The sequence below is a fragment of the uncultured Mailhella sp. genome (assembly GCF_944324995.1).
GTDB lineage: Bacteria > Desulfobacterota > Desulfovibrionia > Desulfovibrionales > Desulfovibrionaceae > Mailhella.
This window is the reverse complement of sequence record NZ_CALUYL010000017.1, coordinates 1-20,188: the sequence shown is the minus strand read 5'-3', so window position 1 is coordinate 20,188 and position 20,188 is coordinate 1. Positions and strand designations below refer to the sequence as shown.

Here is a 20,188-nt window from a genome sequence, read left to right as displayed (position 1 = left end):
TTCGGAGAATCCATGTTCCATTACGGACGCACCCCTTCCGACGAACAGGACGTGTGGATCAGAGAGCATTTCCGCAGCCGCACGGCAGGCGCGGAATTCATGCTGCCCTGGACCATCGACGCCTGGTTCAGCACCGTGAGCGCGCTGAAATCGCTCTTCACTCCCGCCGAGCTCAAGACCATCATCGACGCCCACAAGAACATCGTCATCGACACCTCGCATCTGCGGCTCACGCATCTGCTCATTCATGTGCTGGAGCACTGCGACAGAAAGGAACTGTATCAGAAGCACGGCAGCAGTCCGCGCAATCTCGAAACCAAGTTCCGGCAGCTCGACGACGCGCAGGCCTCGGTGCTCATCCTCTGGGCCTCCGCCTTCTGGCGGGGACAGACCTGCTCCGCGCAGGCCATGGAAAAATACATCGCCGTCAAATAGGAGTTCCGCCGTTCCGCCCGGGCCGGGACTTCCGCGTCCGGCCGGAACGCCCACGCAAAAAAACGTTTTTTCATCTCAGCACGTCAAGGACATATCTATGGCCGATTACGCCCGCAACCGCATGTTCTTCGCCTCAAGCACCTCTCTCATGCTCGCCGCAGCCGCCTACATGTCGTTCAGTCTGCTCTGGCATGATCCTGTTCCCATGAGCTGGAGAATTCCGCTCACCATTCTGCTTCTCATCGTTTCCCAGACCATCACGGGCATGCGCGTGCTCATCACCTGGCGGCCGGATCTGCCGTTTGCGCTGGTGCGGGCCGGAGGCTTCATTTCCTCATCGTTCATGGTGCTCTCGTGGCTCGTGCTGCTGCGCGACGCCATTCTGCTGACGACCTTCGTCGTCTTCCTCTTTGCGCCCGACGTGTACGGCATCAAAAACGCCGTGTTCTCCGTGCTGCTCTCCGTGCCCGCCGAACTCGTCATGCTTGCGGCCGGCATTGCGGCCGCCGCCGTGGGCATGGCCCGCGCCCTGACTGTGCCCGGCGTCAAAAAAGTGGACGTGCCCCTGCCGGGTCTGCCGCAGGATCTCGACGGCCTGACCATCGCGCATCTGAGCGACCTGCACATCGGCTCCACCTTCACAGGGAAATGGCTCGAAGAAGTCGTGCGCCGCACCAACGCGCTCAACCCGGACTTCATTCTCATCACCGGCGACCTTGCCGACGGCAAGCCCGAACGCATAGGCAGCCTGCTGCGCCCCGTCACCGACCTGAAGGCCCGCTACGGCGTGGCCCTCAGCGTGGGCAACCACGACTACTACTCCGGCCTGCGCGACTGGGTGAACACCTGGCGCGACTGGGGACTCACCGTGCTGCTCAACGAACACAAGGAATACACGGTCAACGGCAGAAACGTGGTCATCGCGGGCGTCACCGATCCCTGCGCCGTGCTCTTCCGCAGTCTCGACGAGTCCATGGGCGCGCCCGATCCGCGAAAGGCTCTGGAAGGCGCGGGCAAGGGGCTGCGCATTCTCATGTCCCACCGGCCCGGCCACGCCGAACAGAACGCAGCTCTCGGCTGCCACCTTCAGCTTTCCGGCCACACCCACGGCGGACAGTTCTTCTTCCTCTTCCCGCTGGTTTCCCGCCTGAACAGCGGCTTCCGCTCCGGGCTCTACAGAACGGGCTCCATGTCGCTCTACGTCAGCCCCGGCACGGGCATGTGGGGCTACGTTCCCATGCGCCTCGGCGTCGGCGCCGAAATTACGCTGCTCACGCTGCGCTGCGCCGAACCCGTCGCGCCGCAGAAGCCGTCCTACCGCGGAAAGCTCGGCGGCTGATCCGACGCGCCGCCCGGCGCTCTTATGCCTTGCATGAAAAGGGAGGGGATGTTTCCCCTCCTTTTTTATTCCCGTCAGGCGGGAGCCTGCGTTTCTGCAAGGGGAAAAACGAAAGGAGGCAGCCCGAAGACTGCCTCCCTGTCATTCATGATGCGCGTTGCCGCCGCGCCGCAAACTACTGACGGGTAAGTCTGCGGTACTTCATGCGGTGCGGGGTGTCCGCGTCCTTGCCGAGTCTCTTGCGGCGATCCTCTTCGTATTCGGAGAAGTTGCCTTCAAAGAACGTGACCTGCCCCTCATCCTCAAAGGCGAGAATGTGGGTGGCGATGCGGTCGAGGAACCAGCGGTCATGGCTGATGACGAGCACGCATCCGGCGAAGTTTTCCAGCGCGTCTTCAAGGGCGCGCATGGTGTTCACGTCGATGTCGTTGGTGGGTTCGTCGAGCAGCAGCACGTTGGCCCCGGACTTGAGCATGCAGGCCAGATGCACGCGGTTGCGCTCGCCGCCGGAAAGCACGTCCACCTTCTTCTGCTGATCGCCGCCCTGGAAGTTGAAGCGCGAGCAGTAGGCGCGGGCGTTCACTTCGCGGCCGCCGAGCTTGATGAAGTCGTTGCCGCCGCTGATGATCTCGTACACGGTCTTGCCGGGTTCCAGCGAGGCGCGGTTCTGATCGACATAGCCGAACTTCACGGTTTCGCCGATATTGAGCGTGCCGGAATCGGGCTTTTCCTCGCCCACAAGCATTCTGAACAGCGTGGTCTTGCCCGCGCCGTTGGGGCCGATGATGCCCACGATGGCGCCGGGCTGCACAAGGAAGTTCGCGTTTTCCACAAGCACCTTGTCGCCCATGCTCTTGCACAGATCCTTCGCCTCGATGACCGACTTGCCGAGGCGCGGTCCCGGCGGAATGTAGATTTCCAGATCGGGCGCGAGGCGCTCGCTCTCGTGGCTCAGCATGGCCTCATAGGCGTTGATGCGCGCCTTGCCCTTGGCGTGACGTCCCTTGGGCGACATGTGAATCCATTCCAGTTCGCGGGCGAGCGTCTTGCGGCGTTCGTTGTCGGCCTTTTCCTCAAGGGCGAGACGCTTTTCCTTCTGTTCCAGCCAGGAGGAATAGTTGCCCTTCCACGGAATGCCGCGACCGCGGTCGAGTTCCAGAATCCAGCCGGCCACGTGATCGAGAAAATAACGGTCGTGGGTCACGGCGATGACCGTGCCGGGGAAGCTCTGCAGATACCGTTCCAGCCACGCCACGGATTCGGCGTCCAGATGGTTGGTCGGTTCGTCGAGCAGAAGGATGTCGGGATTCTGAAGCAGCAGACGGCACAGGGCCACGCGACGGCGTTCGCCGCCGGACACCACCGACACGGGCGTGTCGCCGGGCGGGCAGCGCAGCGCGTCCATGGCCATTTCCAGGCGGGAATCCAGATCCCACGCGTTCAGGGCGTCCATCTTCTCCTGCACCTTGGCCTGACGCTCAATGAGCGCGTCCATGTCCGCGTCGGGGTCGGCGAACTTCTCGTTGATCTCGTTGAATTCCTTCACAAGATCCACGACTTCCTGCACGCCCTCTTCCACCACTTCGCGCACGGTGCGCGTTTCGTCCACCAGCGGTTCCTGCTCAAGGTACCCGATGGTGTAGCCCGGCGCGACCACCACGTCGCCGTCGAAGGCCTTGTCCACGCCGGCCATGATCTTGAGCAGCGAGGACTTGCCCGCGCCGTTCAGGCCGAGCACGCCGATCTTCGCGCCGTAGAAGTAGCCGAGCGAAATATCCTTGAGGACTTCCCGCTGACCATGACGCTTGGTCACGCGGTTCATCGAATAAATGACTTTGTCCGGCTGATTATCGTTTGCCATAGCAGTTCCATGAAGTTTTTTATCGCCCGGAAGGAGCCGGGCAACAGAACAATAGAACTTTCATTCTCGCAGAAGCACGACAACTTGTCCAGCATAAAATCCCCGGGGCCCAACGACGCCGCCGCCCGTCCCCAAGTTTCATGCATCCCGCGCCCTCCCGCGGAGCGCCCGAAAAGCGGCTTCGGGGTTGACTTCACAATCCTCCGGGCCTATATTGCAAAGAAAGCATTTCCTGATGCCCCGCTTTTCTGGAAGTGACAACCTCTCTTTCAAGAAGTTGGGCCTCTTTTTTTGCATATCACTTTTGTTTGAAGGTACCTGCCATGAGCACGCCTATTTCCGTACAGGGCTACAAGAAGCTGGAAAAAGAACTCGAAGCGCTCAAGAAGGAGCGGCCCATCGTCATTCAGGCCATCAAGGAAGCCCGTGAAGAAGGCGACCTGAAGGAAAACGCCGGCTATGACGCGGCCCGCGAACGCCAGGGTTTTCTGGAAGCCCGCATCAACTACATCGAGTCCCAGCTTCCGCAGTACACTGTCATCGACCTTGATACGATCCACAGCGACAAGATCATTTTCGGCGCTACCGTGCATGTGGTCGATGTGGACACCGACGAGGAACGTCAGTTCACCCTGCTCGGTCCCGACGAAGCCGACTTCGCCAAGGGCTCCATCTCCATCAACTCCCCCGTGGGCCGCGCTCTGCTCGGTCACGAGGTGGGCGACGAGGTCACCATCGACATTCCCCGCGGCCGCGTGACCTACGAAATCACCAATATCGAGTTCCACGGCGTGCGCGACTGAGCACCCGACCACCGGCATTCCGAAAGGCTCCTGCTCCGGCGGGAGCCTTTTTTATCCGGCAACGCGCCTTTCTGCGTGAGCCACGGCATTCTGCGCCCTGCGTTTCGGGGCAAAGCCAGCGCAACAGCCCTGAACGCGCCTTTTCGGGCACGACTCTGCATGCGCGGCAGCCGGCTTGCGGGCAATGGGAGCGGCCTTCCGCGCCTGCAACGACACCCCCGGCTGAAACGGCGGCAAGATTCCCCTGCGATTCCCCGGAGACGCGCGTCCGCCGGGCTCTTCGCTCTTGTCTCCCTCTTGTTGCGCTCCAGACCCGCCGAGGCGATCCTGCGGATGCGCCCGCAGCCCGTCTTGCCGACGACGCTGCCGGGCCGGTCAGCTCCGGGAAGTACGCCCCAACGCGAGAGAACTTCCACTTCCCTCGGCCCGGCGCGCCGTGCCGCCACTCTTCCCCCGCGCCGTGCTTTCCCCGCGCCGCTCTGCGGGCCGCCCTGCGAAACAACACCACAGAAATCACTGCTGCTTTCATCAGTTGTTGAAATCAATTTTCAAATGCGTTCCACAACGCAAGGATTGTGCTCCGCCAGCCGTGGCCGCACCTCACAACGACGCACAACAGACGCGCAATGCCGACGCCAGGCACCTTCCCTCCGGCCCCATCTTCCGGACGATGGATGCTGCGGCTCGGCTCCGGCTCCCGGACAATTTCTGCGGCACTCCGGCCCGTCTGCCGGACCACAGAGAAGCCCTGTTCCGGCAGAACCGCCGAGCACATCCATCGTCCGCCCGGCGCGTCAGGCCAGTTTCCAATCCTTGATGCGCACGTCCACGCTGGCCGCGCCGTTGTACATGTCTATGCCCGGGCTGTAGGCCAGCACGATGCGCCTCCCTTCCAGATCGGCCGGAAACTGCTCCGCCTGACGCCATGCCTTGGCCTGAAGCGTGATGTCGCAGCTCTCGTCGGTCAGCTCAAGAAGCACATGATTCTTCTGCGGGCCGAACAGTCTGCGCCGTTTCACCAGAAGCGGCGGCGACTGGAACACCGGCTCGGGATTTCCCACGCCGAACGGCTGCATCATTTCCAGTTCCTTGAGGAAAATGAAGTTCGTGGCCGCCTTGAAGTCGAGCTCGCCGTCGATGAGCTGCACCGCGGGAACAGGATCGCTGCCGAGCTCCTCCCGAACCACGCTCGTGAAGCGCCTGCGGAACGCGTCCAGCTTTTCCGGCAGCACGCGCACGCCTGCGGCCATGCGGTGACCGCCGAAGGTCAGCAGCTCTTCCGCGCACCGGGCAAGCCCCGCGTGCAGATCAAAGCCGCTGATGGAGCGCCCCGAGCCCTTGAGCGTGTCGCCGTCGGCGCACAGCACCAGCGTGGGCTTGTGGTACTTTTCCACCAGACGCGACGCCACAATGCCGATGACTCCCTGATTCCAGTCCCGACCGGCAATGACCAGCGCCGGTTCGTTCAGCGCCGCCTCGGCCTGCATCATGGCTTCTTCGGTAATGCGTTCCTCTTCCTGACGGCGCTGGGTATTGTACCCGTCCAGCGTGCGGGCGAGATCCGCCGCGCTGTCGGCGTCCTTCGCGCACAGCAGCGCAAGCGCCGTTTCCGCCGAGGCCACGCGTCCGGCCGCATTGATGCGCGGCGCAAGGCTGAATATCACCTGCCCCGCGCCGAGACTGGCCAGCGGCGCGTAGCCGCTCACCACCTTGAGTTCGGAAATGCCCGGCCTTTTGGCTTCGGCCAGCACGAGCAGTCCGTTCTTCACCAGTATGCGGTTCTGCCCCTCAAGCTCCACGAGATCGGCCAGCGTGCCGAGCGCCACCAGATCCAGCGTGCGGCGCATGTCCATGCGCGGCGCTCCCGCTTCGGTCAGACGCGCGTTGAGTTCCGCCATGAGAAAGAACGTCACCCCCACGCCCGCCAGCGACGCGCATGGGCAGTCCGCCAGCTTGGGATTGCACAGCACCGTGGCGTCGGGAAGATCCTCGGGCGGAAGGTGATGGTCGGCCACCACCACGTCCATGCCGAGTTCGCGGGCCCTCGCAATGGCCGATCTGTCGGAAATGCCGCAGTCCACGGTGAGCAGCATGGATGCGCCCTGCTCCGCGAGCTTCTCCACGCCCTTCGCGTTCATGCCGTAGCCTTCTTCCCGCCTGTCGGGCAGATGCCACAGCGCCTCAAAGCCGTGATGCCCGAGCACCTGAAGCACCAGCGCGGTGCTGGTCACGCCGTCGGCGTCGTAATCGCCCCAGATGGCCAGCTTTTTTCCTGCGCGAAGCCCGTCGGCCAGCACCTGCGCGGCCTTTTTCATGCCGGGCCACAGTTCCGGCCTGGCCAGGTGACGAAGTCCGGGAGAAAGATATTCCGACAGCTGATCCGGTCGCTCGACGCCGCGCAGCCAGAGCAGCTCCGCCAGACGGGGAGAAATGCCGCAGCGTTCGGCCGCATCGTAAAAGGAAACCGGAACGGACGCGCCGTCCCTGCGTGTGCGGAATATCCAGTTCTTGCTCATAGGCTGTCCACTCTGCCGGGCGTCGTCGTGCTGTACCGATCTCTCCCGCGATAATATGATGAGTCCTCAAACGGAGGACGAACGCGCCCGCCATGCGGCAGGCTTACCATTCATGACAAAATTTCCAGGGCGGACGCGCGACGAAACCTCGTTGCCGCAAAACGCGCTGCGCCTCCGAAGCACGCCGCCCGGGCAACGCCCGGCCCAAGCGCGCCGTTCTTCTCTCAGCGCCCGGCCCAGGCGCGCGTTTCAGCGCTGCGCCACGCTCAGGCTTTTGAAAGAGCCCCGGCGTTGCCGAAACATCGCTCCGAGCGTCCGAATCGCCTCATCCAGGCGGGCGAAGCTCCGGCCCCGCCTGCAAAAAAACGCCGTGCCGGGGACACCAGCGTGCGCCCCTCAGGTCGGACCGCGTCCATTTCACGGCAAATCAGCTTTTCCGCCGCTCCCGCGGCGCTTTTGCCGCAAGCGCCTTTCGCAGGCTCGACGCGTCTTTCCGGCTCCGCCGGCGGCCTACGCGCCGCAGATGCTCCGCGCCAGCTGAGGCTTGAGCGAAGGCTGCAACGTGGAGGCCAGATAAAAGGAACGGAGCTGATCGTAGGCCTTTTCGAGATCGTCGTTCACGATGATGGCGTCGAACCAGTGACTGCTCATGATTTCCGTGCGCGCGTTGGACAGGCGGATGCGTATGGCTTCCTCGCTGTCGGTGCCGCGGCCGCGCAGGCGTCGTTCCAGCTCCTCCATGGACGGCGGCAGAATGAACACGAAGCGCGCTTCGGGCAGAGAAAGGGAAAGCTGCGCCGCGCCCTGCACGTCGATGTCGAACAGCATGTCCTTGCCGAGGGCCAGACGGTCGCGCACGGGCTGGAGCGGCGTGCCGTAAAAATTGCCGTGAACCTCGGCCCATTCGGCAAAATAGCCCTCTTCCCTGCGCTTCACGAACGTTTCCCGATCAAGGAAAATGTAGTCCACGCCGTCCTTCTCGGTGCCGCGCGGGGCTCTGGTCGTGCAGGAAATGGAAAACTCCAGGGGAAATTCCGCGGTCAGGCGGCTCACAAGCGTGGTCTTTCCCGTGCCGGAAGGCGCGCATATGACAAAAGGCAGGCCGCGGCGGGGGCCGAAATCAGTCTTCATATATCATCCTCAACTTCATCATCGGAGCCGTCCGCGCCGCTCTGCGACGCAAAGCGCTGCCCGAGCGTGTCCGCGGAAATGGCGGAAAGTATGACATGATTGGAATCAGTAACCAGAATGGCTCTGGTCTTGCGCCCCTGGGAAACGTCCACCAGACGCCCTTCGGCACGGGCGTCGTCGCGCAGACGTCGCATGGGCGAGGAAAGAGGGTTCACAATGGCCACCACTCGGGAAGCCAGAACATAGTTGCCGAACCCTACGTTGACAAGCTGCTGACGCGCCATGGCTACTCCAGGTTCTGCACCTGTTCGCGGCACTTCTCAAGCTCGTTCTTGCAGTCCACCACGATACGGGAGACCTGCGCATCCTGAATCTTGTTGCCGCAGGTGTTGATCTCGCGGAAGCTCTCCTGAAGCGTAAAGTCCAGCTTGCGCCCCGCGTCTTCGCCGCTCTCCATGAGCGAGGCCAGACGCACGAGATGGGAATGCAGGCGAATGAGTTCTTCCGTCACGTCCAGCTTGTCGGCCAGAATGACCACTTCCTGAAGAAAACGGTTTTCCTCAAGTTCTCCGCCGAGCGAGTTCAGCATGTCGCTCAGGCGTTCGCGCACCTGCTCGAAGCGGGCGGCCTTGACCTCGGGAGCCCGTTCCTCAATGGCCGAAATCCACTCCGCCATGCGGCTGAACCTGGCTTCCAGATCGCGCGAAAGCGCCACGGCCTCGGTCTCGCGGGCCTCGTTCCAGTCCGCAAGCGCGCCTTCAAGCCCGGCGGCCAGCGCATCGAACAGCGCTTCGTCGTCTTCCTCTCCGCCCGACGTCCAGAGCGGCGAAAGATGCATGAGCGCCATGTAATCCACGTCGAAGATGTCTCCGCGCGACGAGGCGAAGGCCTTCACCGCATCCAGCATGGCCGACGCCTGCGCCGCATCGAAGCTCACGCGCGAAACGCCGGAAAACTGCAGATTCAGCGAAATTTCCACGCGCCCGCGCGAGGCGAAGCGACGCACGATCTTTTCAAAGCGGGCCTCCATGTTGCGGGCCTGCGGCGGAAGCTTCCACTTGAGGTCGAGAAAACGGCTGTTGACGCTGCGGATCTCCCAGGTCTGGACCACGTCGCCGTTGTCCTGCTGAAAACGGCCGAAGCCCGTCATGCTGCGAAGCGGCATATCATTCTCCTGAAGGGTGGGTCGTGAGGGTTTCTTCCCCTGCGGGGCGTACGATAATCAAATTTCCTTCCACGCGCACGGGCTGCGCGCAGACAAGCTCATGATCGCCTCTGCGCGCCGCAACATCGTCTTCCATGCGGCAGTCGGCGTACCATTCATTATTTCCGTGGCGGGCGTCGGCGCTGTCGAAAGCCACCCGCATGACGGGCTGCGCAAGCTGCTCCTCAAGAAAGCGCGCGTGCTTTTCCGCCATGAGAGCGCGCACTCTCGCCGCGTGCTGCTGGCGCACCTTTTTGGGCAGCTGCTTCAGCGCCGCGGCGCGGGTGCCGGGGCGCTCGGAATAGGGAAACACGTGGGCGTAGGTCATGGGCAGAGCGCGCAGCATGTCCAGCGTTTCCTCCGTTTCTTCCTCGGTTTCGCCGGGAAAGCCCATGAGTATGTCGGCGCCGAGCCCCATCACCGGCCAGAAGCGACGCATCTTTTCCACGGCCTCGGCCACGCTCTGCGGAGAATAGGGCGAACGCCCCATGCGATGAAGCACGGCCATGCTCCCGCTCTGCAGCGACAGATGCAGATGCGGACACACCATGCGGCAGCCTTCCAGCGTTTCCAGACAGGCTTCGTCCGTCACCTGCGCCGGATCAAGCGAGCTCAGGCGAAAACGCGCCCTGCCCTGCCATTCCGGCGAAAATTCCGCGTCCATGCGGCGCAGCAGCGTCCAGAAATTGCGGCCGTCCTGCCCGTCGGCGTGGAACTGACGCAGATTCACGCCGGAAATCATGATTTCCCGGTATCCGGCCTCCAGAAGACGCCGCGTTTCGGCCAGAATGTCGTCCACGGAGCGGCTTCGCGCCGGGCCACGCGTGAGCGGAATGATGCAGTAGGCGCAGCCCTGCGAACAGCCGTCCTGCACCTTGACCACGGGTCTTGCCCGCCGAAACGAACTGATGGAAAACGGCGCAAAGCGCGGTCTCCCCTCTTCCGGCACGGTGAAATCGGTCATGTCCAGAGGATGGCCGCGCAAAAGCACGAACTTGTCCTTCTGCGGAATCACGGCGGCCACGCCCGGCAGCGCAAAGTCGGCGGGCTCCGCCGAAGACGCGCAGCCCGCGGCAAAAATGCGCGCCTGCGGATTGAGGCGGCCTATTTTGCGCGTCATCTGTCTGGCGTCGCTCACGGCCTGCGCCGTCACGGCGCAGGAATCCACCAGCACCACGTCCGCCTCGGCCGGATCGTCGATTTCCGTGCCGCCGAGACTCTGCCACCATTCGCGGATGGCCTGCGTTTCGTACTGGTTCACGCGGCAACCGTAGGTAATGGTATAAAATTTAAACGTCTTTTCCATGCCTACCGTCCGCCGATGATGGAGTAGCCGCGCATCCTTTCGATGAGCAGGCCCTTGGGATCCACGTCGCTTCTCTCGCTGCCGGGCCGCACGCCGGTAATCACGGCTCTGCCGAGAATAATGCGTCCTTCGCGCCCGTCGCGCAGCCTACTGCGCACGCCCCAGATGTCGTGGAAGAACACGGGCTGACCTTCAAAGCGCCCCACGTAGAGTCCGATGTGACCGGGCAGCCAGAGCAGCGTGCGGAACGGCTCCGCTCCGCGCTCGATGGCCTCAATCTTGGCGGAGGCGCTCATGCCCTGAAGGCTGTGAAGATCGCCGAATTTGGCCTGCGCCGCGGAATTGCGGGGCAGCCAGATGCCGAAAGGCGCGAACAGGTCGCGCATCATGGCCGAGCAGTCCCTGTTGCCGTACATGCCGCCCCAGCCGTAATTTTCGCCCATCATGCGGTCGCCTATGGCGGCCACGGCCTGCGCGGTAAGCGGCTGCGGCATGGGCAGCGCCGCGCCGGGCTCCAGAATCACGGAAACAATCTTCGCCGAAGCGTCGGAGCCTCGCGCCGGAACCAGCGTCCGTCCGCCCTCGACGGGGAGCACCGTGCCGATGTTTGCGAGCGCAAGAAACGCGCTGCCGTTTTTCAGAGAAGCGCCTTCCCGCACCACGGCTTCCAGCGGCGCGCTCTTCCACAAAGCGCAGAAGGACTCGTCGGCAAAGGCCACGCTGTCCGCCTGCACCCAGCCCCAGGCCATGGGACTCTGCACCAGAATCCACGCGCCGTCGCGGCTCGCGTGATACGCCATGAGCGGCGTGCCCACGGCCACGGAACTCTGCTGAAAATCGTCGAAGGGCCAGCCCTGGCCTGCGCCCTCCACACGGGCGAAGCGGGGCTTCACGGTGGGAGCCAGGCGAAGATCCGCATTTCTCACGGCAATGGCCGGACGTCCCGGGCCGGACGCCTCGTCCAGCGCGGCGTTGTAGCGCATCCTTTCCCAGGCCGCATCGCTCCACGGACGCAGATTTTCCGCATATCCGCGCTTGCCGGGCGACCAGTTCAGCACGGCCTCGAACTCGCGCAGCGTGGCGCGCGAAAGTTTGCCCGAATCCCAGGGCGCAAAGAATCTCCGGCGGAAAGCCTGCATGTCCTCATCCGCGGCCGCCTGCGAGCGCAGAAGCGCGTTGCCTCCGGCCTGCCCGGCAAAGAGCGCCAGATTCTGGGGAATCACGTTCACGTCCCGCACCTCGCCCGCGGCGTTCTGCGGCTGCACGGGCATTTTCGGCTGCGGCGCGCAGCCCGCAGCGGCCACCGCTCCGGAAAGCACAAGGCCCAGCAGCGCGGCCTTTGCGCCGGACATGCCTCTTTTCCAATCGTACGTCACTGTCATGATGTTTTCACGTCCTTTCCCGCGCGGCGTCCGGAGGAAGAGCCCACTTCGGGCAGCATGTCGGCATGCACCGATCCTTCGCTGCCGGCCAGCCGATGCGCCAGCCAGGTATAACGTCTGCGGATGTGATTGTTCTTCACCGCTATGGCCAGCGCCCGCCACTCGCCCACCAGCACCACCATTTTGCGTCCGCGCGTCACCGCGGTGTACACCAGGTTGCGCTGCAGCAGCATGAAATGCTGCATCATGAGCGGAATGACCACCACCGGATACTCGCCGCCCTGCGACTTGTGAATGGAAATGGCGTAGGCCGGAACAAGCTCGTCCATTTCCTCCCAGAGATAGTTCACGTTGCGGTCGTCGAAGCGCACGGTCACTTCGCGCTCTTCGGCGTCCAGATAAATGATGGTGCCGGTGTCGCCGTTGAACACGTCCTTGTCGTAGTTGTTGCGCACCTGCATGACCCGGTCGTTCAGGCGGAACTGTCTCTCGCCCCGCACCAGAGAAGTCGGCTGCGGATTCACGGCGTCCTGAAGACGGCGGTTCAGACTGTTCACGCCCACGGCTCCGCGCAGCATGGGCGAGAGAACCTGAATGTCTTCCGTGTGAAAGCCGAACTTGCGGGGAATGCGGTCGCGCACGAGGTCCACCACGAGATCGGCGGCGGCCTCGGGATCGTCCTGCTTGAAGAAATAGAAGTCCGTTTTCTGGCCCGCCCGCTGATGCAGTTCCGGCAGCTCGCCCTTGTTGATGAGGTGCGCGTTGCAGATGATGTCGCTTTCCGCGGCCTGGCGGAACACTTCCAGAAGCTCCACCACGGGCACCGCGCCCGACGCGATGACGTCGCGCAGCACGTTGCCCGGCCCCACGGAGGGGAGCTGATTCACGTCGCCCACCAGAATGAACGTGGCTCCCACGGGCGCGGCCTTCACCAGATGATACATGAGCATGGTGTCCATCATGGAAGCCTCGTCCACCACCAGCAGTCCGCACGCGAGAGGATTGTTTTCGTTGCGGTTGAAGCCGTCTTCCGAAGGACTGTACTCCAGCAGCCGATGAATGGTCCGGGCCTCCATGCCGCTCGCCTCGGACATGCGCTTGGCGGCGCGGCCCGTGGGCGCGGCCAGCAGAATACGCGCCCTGGCCTCCTGAAACACCTTGATGATGGCGTTCAGAATGGTGGTCTTGCCCGTGCCGGGGCCGCCGGTGAGCACCATGACCTTGGAGGCGGCGGCCGTATAGACGGCCTGCTTCTGCTCTTCGGCAAGCTCCATGGGCATGGCGGAAATGACCCGCTTCACCAGTTTTTTCGGCTCGGGAATGTGCACGGACTTCGGCGAATGCAGCAGCCTGTGCATGTAGAAGGCTATCTTCGATTCATAAATGTAGTTGCGCGTGAGGTACACGCCTTCGTGATCGCCGAGGTCCTCGATAACCACGCGCTCCTCGCGCTCAAGATCGGACACGGCCTCGTCCGCCATTTCCGGGGGAATGGAAAGCTTCTGCACGGCCTCGTCCACCAGCAGATTGCGCGGATAGTACACGTGCCCGTCTTCGGTGAGGCGCATGAGCAGATACAGTACGCCGGCCTCGGCCCGCAGAGGGCTTGATTCGTCGAAGCCGAGCTTGCGGGCCAGCGCGTCCGCCGTGGTGAAGCCTATGCCGTGAATGTCCATGGCCAGGCGGTAGGGATTCTCTCGCACCACGGCCAGCGCCTGCGCGCCGTACTGACGATAGATGCGCACCGAAAGCCCGGCCGTGACGCCGTGGGGCTGAAGAAAAATCATGAGCTCGCGGATGCCCTGATGCTCCGCCCAGGAGGCCTTCATGGCTTCCAGGCGCTTTTTGCCGAAACGGGGCAGTTCGAGCATGCGCTCGGGGTCGTGATCCATGACGTCGAGCGTGCTTGCGCCGAAGTGCGCCACGATGCGGTCGGCCCACTTCGGCCCTATGCCCTTGATGCAGCCGGACGCGAGAAAAAGCCGTATTCCCTCTTCGGTGGCGGGCAGCTCTTCCTCGAACGAGGTCATCTGTATCTGGCGGCCGAACTTCGGATGCTTGATCCAGCGGCCCTTCACGCGCAGCCGGGCGCCGGGCTGCGGCGACGACATGCTGCCCACCACGGCCACCGGATCTTCCCGTCCCTCCACGCGGAGCCGGAATACCGTCCAGCCGTTTTCCGCATTGTGGAAGACCACGCGCTCCAGCGTGCCGGAAAATTCCTCCGGGCTGTCGGCGCCATCCTGGGTCAGCATATCCATTTGTTCCATATTTTTCCGCCACGGGCTCTGTTATAGAAAAAGAAAAGCCGGGCAGCCCTCATGCCGGCCTCTTTACAACTCCCTTGATGTACTACTATAAACAGGAAATATCATCAAGGCAGACTCCGTCGGGTGCGCGTCATGCCAGCGCGTTCCCGGCATCGTCCAAGGTCTGCACCCCGCCGTATGCCGCGCAAGCGCCCGGCATGCCAGTAATCCTCAGCAGTTCAGACTGCGTCGAGGCAGCCCGGAAGCGTCATGCCAGCGCCCCGGGAAAACGCACGGCCCGGCCTGGCTTTTTCCGTACTGTGAGGACAGTATGCCCGAATTTTCGAGGATAGACCGTCTCCCTCCCTACGCCTTCGCCGTTGTGGGAGACATCAAGAAGCAGCTCCGCCAGCAGAACATCGACATCGTTGACCTGTCCATGGGCAATCCCGATCTGCCGACGCCCAAATTCATCGTGGACAAACTGTGCGAAGCGGCCCGCAAGCCCGTGAATCACCGCTATTCCGTTTCCCGCGGCATTCCGAACCTGCGCAAGGCCATCTGCGATCTCTACGCCCGCCGCTACGACGTGCATCTCGATCCCGAAACGCAGGCCATAGCCACCATCGGTTCCAAGGAGGGGCTCGCCCATCTGTGCCTCGCCATGCTGAACCCCGGCGACGTCGTGTTCGCGCCCGATCCCACCTATCCCATCCACGTGTACGCCCCCGTCATCTGCGGGGCCGACGTGCGCCGCATTCCCGTGGCCGAAGACCGCGACTTCTTTGAAGATCTGCTCACCGCCACCAAGCAGACCTGGCCCAAGCCCAAGCTGCTCATCATCAGCTATCCACAGAACCCCACCACGCAGGTCGTGGATCTGCCCTTCTTCGAGCGCATCGTGGAATTCGCCAAGGAACACAAAATGTGGGTCATCCACGACATGGCCTACGCCGATCTGTGCTACGACGGCTACAAGGCCCCGAGCTTCCTGCAGGCCAAGGGCGCGGAAGACGTAGGCGTGGAATTCTATTCCATGACCAAGGGCTACTCCATGGCCGGATGGCGCATGGGCTTCTGCCTCGGCAACCGCGACCTCGTCCACATTCTCACCCGCATCAAGAGCTATCTCGACTACGGCATCTTCCAGCCCATCCAGATTGCGGCCACCGTGGGCCTCAACGCCCCGCGCGACGCCGTGGAAAAAATCTGCGACGAATACCGCAAGCGCCGCGACGTACTCTGCGCGGGCCTCAACCGCATAGGCTGGCCCATCACGCCGCCCAAGGCCACCATGTTCGCGTGGGGCCGCATTCCCGAACCATTCCGCGCCATGGGCTCCATGGAATTTTCCAAGCTGCTGCTGCAGAAGGGCCACGTGGCCGTGCAGCCGGGCATCGGATTCGGACAGATGGGCGACGAATACGTGCGCTTTGCCCTCATCGAAAACCAGAAACGCACCAGACAGGCCCTTCAGGGCATCAAGAAGGTGCTTCAGGAAGGCTGATCCCTCCGCTCAAAGACGGGCGAAACATGTGCGCCCGTCTTTGAGCGCCGTTCGACATCACGCCGGCCCCCGGCGGATACTCCGGACGGCCGGGCCGCCAACCGCCAGGCCCCGCAACACCGGAAAAATCCGCCGTCGGCACTTCCGGCACAACCTCTTTCCTCCTTTGGAGCTTGCATGTCTCAGAACCTTTGCATCGGTATCGCCGGCCTCGGTACGGTCGGCAGCGGCCTCGTGGAAATGCTGCAAAAGAATCACGACGAAATTCTGCGCAGAACCGGCCGCGAAATTACGATCAAGGCGGTGGCCGTCCACAATCTCGCCAAAAAGCGCGATCTGCCCGCAGGCGTCGTTCTCACCGACAACGCCCTGTCACTCGCCGACGATCCCGACATTCAGGTGGTCGTGGAGCTCATGGGCGGAACCACCACGGCCCGGGAACTGATTCTGCGCTCCATGGAAAACGGCAAGTCCGTCGTCACGGCCAACAAGGCGCTGCTTGCGGAATACGGTCGGGAAATCTTCTCGCTCGCCGCAAGGAAAAACGTGGCCCTCGGCTACGAAGCCAGTTCCGCGGGCGCCATTCCCGTCATTCAGACCCTGCGCGACAGCCTTGCCGGCAACCACATCACCTCGGTGATGGGCATCCTAAACGGCACGTCCAACTACATTCTTTCCGAAATGAACAGCCACGGCTTCGACTTCCCCACCGCGCTCAAGGAAGCGCAGGATCTCGGCCTTGCCGAAGCCGATCCCTCGCTGGACATCGACGGGCAGGACGCCGCCCACAAGCTGGTGCTGCTCATCCGACTGGCCTGGGGCGTCCACTACGATTTCTCCCAGCTCTCCATCGAAGGCATCCGCGGCCTCAATCCGCTGGACATCCAGTTCGCCCGCGAGTTCGGCTACCGCATCAAGCTCATCGGTCAGGCCCGCGACGAAAACGGCAAAATCGAAGCCGGCGTGTTCCCCGCGCTCGTGCATCACTCCATGCTCCTTGCCCGGGTGAACGGCGCCTACAACGCCGTGCGCATCGAAGGCAACGCCGTCGGCTCGCTGTTCCTGCACGGCCTCGGCGCAGGCAGCCGCCCCACGGCCAGCGCCGTGCTCGGCGATCTGCTGGCCCTGGCCCGCCGCGACGACGTGAACAGCTCCGAAGCCAACACCGGCTTCGTTCATACCCTGCCCGACGCCGAAATTCTTCCTTCCGACGAGGCGGAAAGCCCCTGGTACGTGCGCGCCACCGTGCGCGACACCCCCGGCGTGCTGCGCGACATCGCCACCGTGTTCGCCAAGGAAGGCATCAGCTTCGCCCAGCTCATCCAGAAGGCGGCCACCCGCGACGACTGCGTTTCCCTCGTGCTCATGACGCACGACACCACCGGCCGGGCCATCAAGAAGGCCACCCGCATTCTCCACGAAGACGGAACCCTGCTCGTGCCCGCCACCTGCTTCCGCATTCTCGCCTTCAGCGGAAACGAGGCGGAGGGAGCCTGAAACTGACCTACGCGGGCGTCGCCGCCTCCGAAGCGGCGCACATTCGGCGTTTTCTCTTTCGACGAACGCCGCCGCGTTTTCAGAAAATACGCCAGCCGGACAAACATTCCGTTCCCGCACACGCGGGCACGCAAAACGACAGCACGCAGAAAGAGCGCCCTCTCGCGCGCATTTTTTCTCCGTTCTCCGTCACAACGCTCTACCATCGAGGCATGCCATGACTTCTTTCGATCATGTCCATCTTTGCTGCACCGACCTTGACGCCATGATTGCGTTCTGGACCAAGGCCTTCGGCGCTGAATTCATCCGCTTCCGCAAATTCGGCGGAGCCGACGGCGCCGTCGTCACGCTCTCCGGCGTGCAGATCTTCCTCAAGAAAATTCCCGCCGACGCCCCCATGCCCGACGGTTCCGCCTGCGGCGTGAACCACCTCGGCATCCGCGTGGACGATCCCAACATCATGGCGGAAACGCTCGTCAACGAATTCGGCTGCAAGCTGATCAACAAGGCGAGCGACAACTGCTCCTTTGTGGCCGGACCGCAGGGCGTGACCTTCGAGCTCATGCGCGTCGGCGCCGAAGTCTGACGCACGCACGGCCTTCCAGACGTCCGGGGTACGCATGGCGGGAGCATGAAGATCCGGCTTGACCGCGCTTTCCGGGCGGTATCGCCGCTCCCCGAGCCTGAAGGCCGCAACAGATTCTTCCAGATACGACAGAACGACCGTTCCGAAAGCACGTCTCTTCGGGCGGTCGTTCTTGCATTTAACGATTGTCAAACAGTGCCGCTGTGAGTCAAAAATACTCTGTGTCCTTTCAAGTATTTTAAAATTGTCATGAAACAGACTTCCTCTGTTGCAGCCGTTATAAAAATACTCTACCATCACCCGTAACGACATTCATATTCGTCTTTCGTACCGGAGGATAGCATGAAAATTTCCGTTCTGGCCGCATCCCTGTCCATAGCTCTGCTGATGTCGACCTCGGCGTATGCCGGATTCCGGGGCCCCAGCGACAGCCAGGAGATCATCAACACCGTGCAGGCTGCCGTCAAGGCCGGCGACATGACCACCTGCGTTCTCGAAGGCAACATCGTCAAACATCTGGAGAAAAACAGATACACCTTCCAGGACAAGAGCGGCACCATGACCATAGACATTCCTCCGCACGTGTTCGGTCAGCTTGACGTCACGCCTCAGGACACCGTCAGAATCACGGGCGAAATCGGCAAAAAGAGGAACGCCGATGCGAAGGATCTGCACCTTCGCGTGCGCTACATCGAAAAGATTTCCTGAGCCGTATTGTGCGGCGCATGAAGCAGCGGCCGCCCATACCGGGCGACGCAGCGCTTCATGACGCCGCCTTGTCAATGCGCTTTTCCTGCCCTTGACAGTCTCGTACCCAAGGGCTAATCTCTCTACTCGTGTCCTCGTAGCTCAGATGGATAGAGCGACTGCCTCCTAAGCAGTAGGCCGCGTGTTCGACTCACGCCGGGGACACCATTTGCAATCAAGAGGTCAGGTGCAAGAATACGCCTGACCTCTTTTTGTATGCTTTTTATTATCTCTGCTTTCCAACATCCAAAGGGGAAATACTTACCAGCTCAGGGAAAGTTCTCTCGACTTTTCGCTTGCCCTCTTCTTTTCTCTCCAATGTGCTGAATATCCCACTCTCCAGAATCTCCTATTGCCATGTCGGTACTTCCTACAGTTGTAAAAGAGGACAATATGGCACTCACATTCCCATTTCGTATGTGTCAAATTTTGTTCTTTCGCCATAAAAAAACACCTTTTCGATGAGAACAGGAAGCTGAACAACTCCGTCTTATCGAAAAGGTGTTTTAGATATAAGCGTTTTGTGGCTCACCTACTAAGCAGGGGGGCCGGTTGCTTCATTTTGCCCAACCACATGAAAACATTAACTAAAATAGGATCGTTCATAAAATTGATTCTCTTCATGTAAATATAAAATTTTACTTATAAGTAGTTATTAATGACATATTTTTATGAAACTATACCATGCTATATAACATACTTGTATTACTATTCTAGTATTTTTACTAAAAGAGTAACAGACTAAGTTAGTATTTAAAACAGTTTTTATTCTATATACCCTTTCGGGTTCTGTCTCTGCCAGTTCCAAGTATCACGGCACATTTCGTCAAGGGATCGCTTAGCCGCCCAGCCAAGAATCGTTTGGGCTTTATCGGCATTGGCCCAGAACTCGGGCAGATCGCCTTCACGGCGTGGACCGAATTCATATTTCACATGGATACCGCTGCTGCGCTCAAACGCGTTCACAATATCAAGAACACTATAAGGCCTACCGGTGCCAAGATTGAAAATTTCCGTTCCCTTGTGATCGGCGGCGTATTCCACGGCCCGAACGTGTCCGGCAGCAAGATCCATGACGTGGATGTAGTCGCGGCGACAGGTTCCATCCGGGGTGGGATAGTCATTGCCGAAAATGGTGAGATGATCGCGACGCCCCACGGTCACCTGCGCCACATACGGCATGAGATTGTTCGGAATGCCCTGCGGATCTTCACCGATGCGGCCGGATTCGTGCGCGCCTATGGGATTGAAATAGCGCAGCAGCACCACTGAGAGAGCGGAATCGGCCCGGGCAGCGTCTTCCAGAATCTGTTCCATCATGGACTTGGTCCAGCCGTAGGGATTGGAACAGCGGCCGCGCGGCATGGTTTCCACGTACGGATAGGGATTCTCCTCCCCGTACACCGTGGCCGACGAGGAAAACACAATGTTGTGAACGCCGCACTCCTGCATGCATTCCAGCAGCGTGAGCGTGGTGTCGATGTTGTTGCGATAGTAGGCGAGCGGCTTTTTCACCGATTCGCCCACGGCCTTGAGGCCGGCAAAGTGCATGACGCAGTCGATGTGGTGGACGATCATGATACTGAGCATGGCCGCCTTGTCGCTCACATCGGCTTCATAGGCAG

General features: G+C 61.7%; 16 protein-coding genes and 1 tRNA gene. 8 read left to right on the top strand and 9 right to left on the bottom strand.

Annotation, left to right across the window (positions count from 1 at the left end; all coding sequences use genetic code 11):
- Positions 1–12: 12 nt before the first annotated feature.
- Complete coding sequence (locus tag Q0K02_RS07995; RefSeq protein WP_294487130.1) at positions 13–435, top strand: hypothetical protein; 423 nt, start codon at positions 13–15, stop codon at positions 433–435.
- Positions 436–532: 97 nt separating this feature from the next.
- On the top strand, positions 533–1,774 hold the full coding sequence (locus tag Q0K02_RS07990) for a metallophosphoesterase (RefSeq protein WP_294487129.1): 1,242 nt from the start codon (positions 533–535) through the stop codon (positions 1,772–1,774).
- A 175-nt stretch (positions 1,775–1,949) separates the two neighbouring features.
- On the opposite strand, the gene ettA is transcribed toward Q0K02_RS07990, so the two are convergent.
- On the bottom strand, positions 1,950–3,635 hold the full coding sequence (ettA, locus tag Q0K02_RS07985) for an energy-dependent translational throttle protein EttA (protein WP_294487128.1): 1,686 nt from the start codon (positions 3,633–3,635) through the stop codon (positions 1,950–1,952).
- A gap of 323 nt (positions 3,636–3,958) precedes the next feature.
- On the opposite strand from ettA, the gene greA reads away from it, so the two are divergent.
- Positions 3,959–4,438: a transcription elongation factor GreA gene (gene greA / locus Q0K02_RS07980; RefSeq protein WP_294487126.1), complete on the top strand. Its 480-nt coding sequence runs from the start codon at positions 3,959–3,961 to the stop codon at positions 4,436–4,438.
- A 794-nt stretch (positions 4,439–5,232) separates the two neighbouring features.
- On the opposite strand, the gene recJ is transcribed toward greA, so the two are convergent.
- From recJ to Q0K02_RS07945, 7 genes are all read right to left on the bottom strand, one after another.
- Complete coding sequence (recJ, locus tag Q0K02_RS07975) at positions 5,233–6,954, bottom strand: single-stranded-DNA-specific exonuclease RecJ (RefSeq protein ID WP_294487124.1); 1,722 nt, start codon at positions 6,952–6,954, stop codon at positions 5,233–5,235.
- A 510-nt stretch (positions 6,955–7,464) separates the two neighbouring features.
- Positions 7,465–8,085, bottom strand: a complete 621-nt coding sequence (gmk, locus tag Q0K02_RS07970) for a guanylate kinase (RefSeq protein WP_294487123.1) — start codon at positions 8,083–8,085, stop codon at positions 7,465–7,467.
- Positions 8,082–8,369, bottom strand: a complete 288-nt coding sequence (locus Q0K02_RS07965; RefSeq protein WP_294487120.1) for a DUF370 domain-containing protein — start codon at positions 8,367–8,369, stop codon at positions 8,082–8,084. Before Q0K02_RS07965 ends, gmk begins: the two co-directional genes overlap by 4 nt.
- Positions 8,370–8,371: 2 nt before the next feature.
- On the bottom strand, positions 8,372–9,250 hold the full coding sequence (locus tag Q0K02_RS07960; RefSeq protein WP_294487118.1) for a YicC/YloC family endoribonuclease: 879 nt from the start codon (positions 9,248–9,250) through the stop codon (positions 8,372–8,374).
- Position 9,251: 1 nt separating this feature from the next.
- A complete protein-coding gene (locus tag Q0K02_RS07955; protein WP_294487116.1) occupies positions 9,252–10,595 on the bottom strand; it encodes a MiaB/RimO family radical SAM methylthiotransferase in 1,344 nt (447 codons plus the stop codon).
- 2 nt (positions 10,596–10,597) lie between these two features.
- Positions 10,598–11,977, bottom strand: a complete 1,380-nt coding sequence (locus tag Q0K02_RS07950; RefSeq protein WP_294487115.1) for an SH3 domain-containing C40 family peptidase — start codon at positions 11,975–11,977, stop codon at positions 10,598–10,600.
- Positions 11,974–14,232, bottom strand: a complete 2,259-nt coding sequence (locus tag Q0K02_RS07945; protein ID WP_294487113.1) for an ATP-dependent RecD-like DNA helicase — start codon at positions 14,230–14,232, stop codon at positions 11,974–11,976. Before Q0K02_RS07945 ends, Q0K02_RS07950 begins: the two co-directional genes overlap by 4 nt.
- A gap of 325 nt (positions 14,233–14,557) precedes the next feature.
- Here Q0K02_RS07945 and Q0K02_RS07940 point away from each other — a divergent pair, with 325 nt between their 5' ends.
- From Q0K02_RS07940 to Q0K02_RS07920, 5 genes are all read left to right on the top strand, one after another.
- Positions 14,558–15,733 (top strand): aminotransferase class I/II-fold pyridoxal phosphate-dependent enzyme, encoded by a 1,176-nt coding sequence (locus tag Q0K02_RS07940; protein ID WP_294487111.1) that lies wholly within the window; start codon positions 14,558–14,560, stop codon positions 15,731–15,733.
- 177 nt (positions 15,734–15,910) lie between these two features.
- A complete protein-coding gene (locus tag Q0K02_RS07935) occupies positions 15,911–17,230 on the top strand; it encodes a homoserine dehydrogenase (protein WP_294487109.1) in 1,320 nt (439 codons plus the stop codon).
- A 217-nt stretch (positions 17,231–17,447) separates the two neighbouring features.
- Positions 17,448–17,816 carry a VOC family protein gene (locus Q0K02_RS07930; RefSeq protein WP_294487108.1) on the top strand — a complete coding sequence of 123 codons (369 nt, stop codon included), beginning with the start codon at positions 17,448–17,450 and terminating at the stop codon, positions 17,814–17,816.
- Positions 17,817–18,158: 342 nt separating this feature from the next.
- Positions 18,159–18,524, top strand: a complete 366-nt coding sequence (locus Q0K02_RS07925) for a NirD/YgiW/YdeI family stress tolerance protein (RefSeq protein ID WP_294487106.1) — start codon at positions 18,159–18,161, stop codon at positions 18,522–18,524.
- A gap of 130 nt (positions 18,525–18,654) precedes the next feature.
- Positions 18,655–18,731: transfer RNA gene (locus Q0K02_RS07920), tRNA-Arg, on the top strand.
- Between the two features lie 597 nt (positions 18,732–19,328).
- On the opposite strand, the gene galE is transcribed toward Q0K02_RS07920, so the two are convergent.
- A partial coding sequence (gene galE, locus Q0K02_RS07915) for a UDP-glucose 4-epimerase GalE (protein WP_294487104.1) occupies positions 19,329–20,188 on the bottom strand: 860 nt, incomplete at its 5' end.

Excerpts from the sequence above, each read along its gene's own strand:
- Q0K02_RS07965 (WP_294487120.1), bottom strand. The coding sequence starts at position 8,369 with ATGGCGCGTCAGCAGCTTGTCAACGTAGGGTTCGGCAACTATGTTCTG.
- Q0K02_RS07935 (WP_294487109.1), top strand. The coding sequence starts at position 15,911 with ATGTCTCAGAACCTTTGCATCGGTATCGCCGGCCTCGGTACGGTCGGC.
- Q0K02_RS07945 (WP_294487113.1), bottom strand. The coding sequence starts at position 14,232 with ATGCTGACCCAGGATGGCGCCGACAGCCCGGAGGAATTTTCCGGCACG.
- Q0K02_RS07940 (WP_294487111.1), top strand. The coding sequence starts at position 14,558 with ATGCCCGAATTTTCGAGGATAGACCGTCTCCCTCCCTACGCCTTCGCC.
- recJ (WP_294487124.1), bottom strand. The coding sequence starts at position 6,954 with ATGAGCAAGAACTGGATATTCCGCACACGCAGGGACGGCGCGTCCGTT.
- Q0K02_RS07960 (WP_294487118.1), bottom strand. The coding sequence starts at position 9,250 with ATGCCGCTTCGCAGCATGACGGGCTTCGGCCGTTTTCAGCAGGACAAC.
- Q0K02_RS07955 (WP_294487116.1), bottom strand. The coding sequence starts at position 10,595 with ATGGAAAAGACGTTTAAATTTTATACCATTACCTACGGTTGCCGCGTG.
- ettA (WP_294487128.1), bottom strand. The coding sequence starts at position 3,635 with ATGGCAAACGATAATCAGCCGGACAAAGTCATTTATTCGATGAACCGC.
- Q0K02_RS07950 (WP_294487115.1), bottom strand. The coding sequence starts at position 11,977 with ATGACAGTGACGTACGATTGGAAAAGAGGCATGTCCGGCGCAAAGGCC.
- Q0K02_RS07990 (WP_294487129.1), top strand. The coding sequence starts at position 533 with ATGGCCGATTACGCCCGCAACCGCATGTTCTTCGCCTCAAGCACCTCT.
- Q0K02_RS07925 (WP_294487106.1), top strand. The coding sequence starts at position 18,159 with ATGAAAATTTCCGTTCTGGCCGCATCCCTGTCCATAGCTCTGCTGATG.
- gmk (WP_294487123.1), bottom strand. The coding sequence starts at position 8,085 with ATGAAGACTGATTTCGGCCCCCGCCGCGGCCTGCCTTTTGTCATATGC.
- Q0K02_RS07930 (WP_294487108.1), top strand. The coding sequence starts at position 17,448 with ATGACTTCTTTCGATCATGTCCATCTTTGCTGCACCGACCTTGACGCC.
- Q0K02_RS07995 (WP_294487130.1), top strand. The coding sequence starts at position 13 with ATGTTCCATTACGGACGCACCCCTTCCGACGAACAGGACGTGTGGATC.
- greA (WP_294487126.1), top strand. The coding sequence starts at position 3,959 with ATGAGCACGCCTATTTCCGTACAGGGCTACAAGAAGCTGGAAAAAGAA.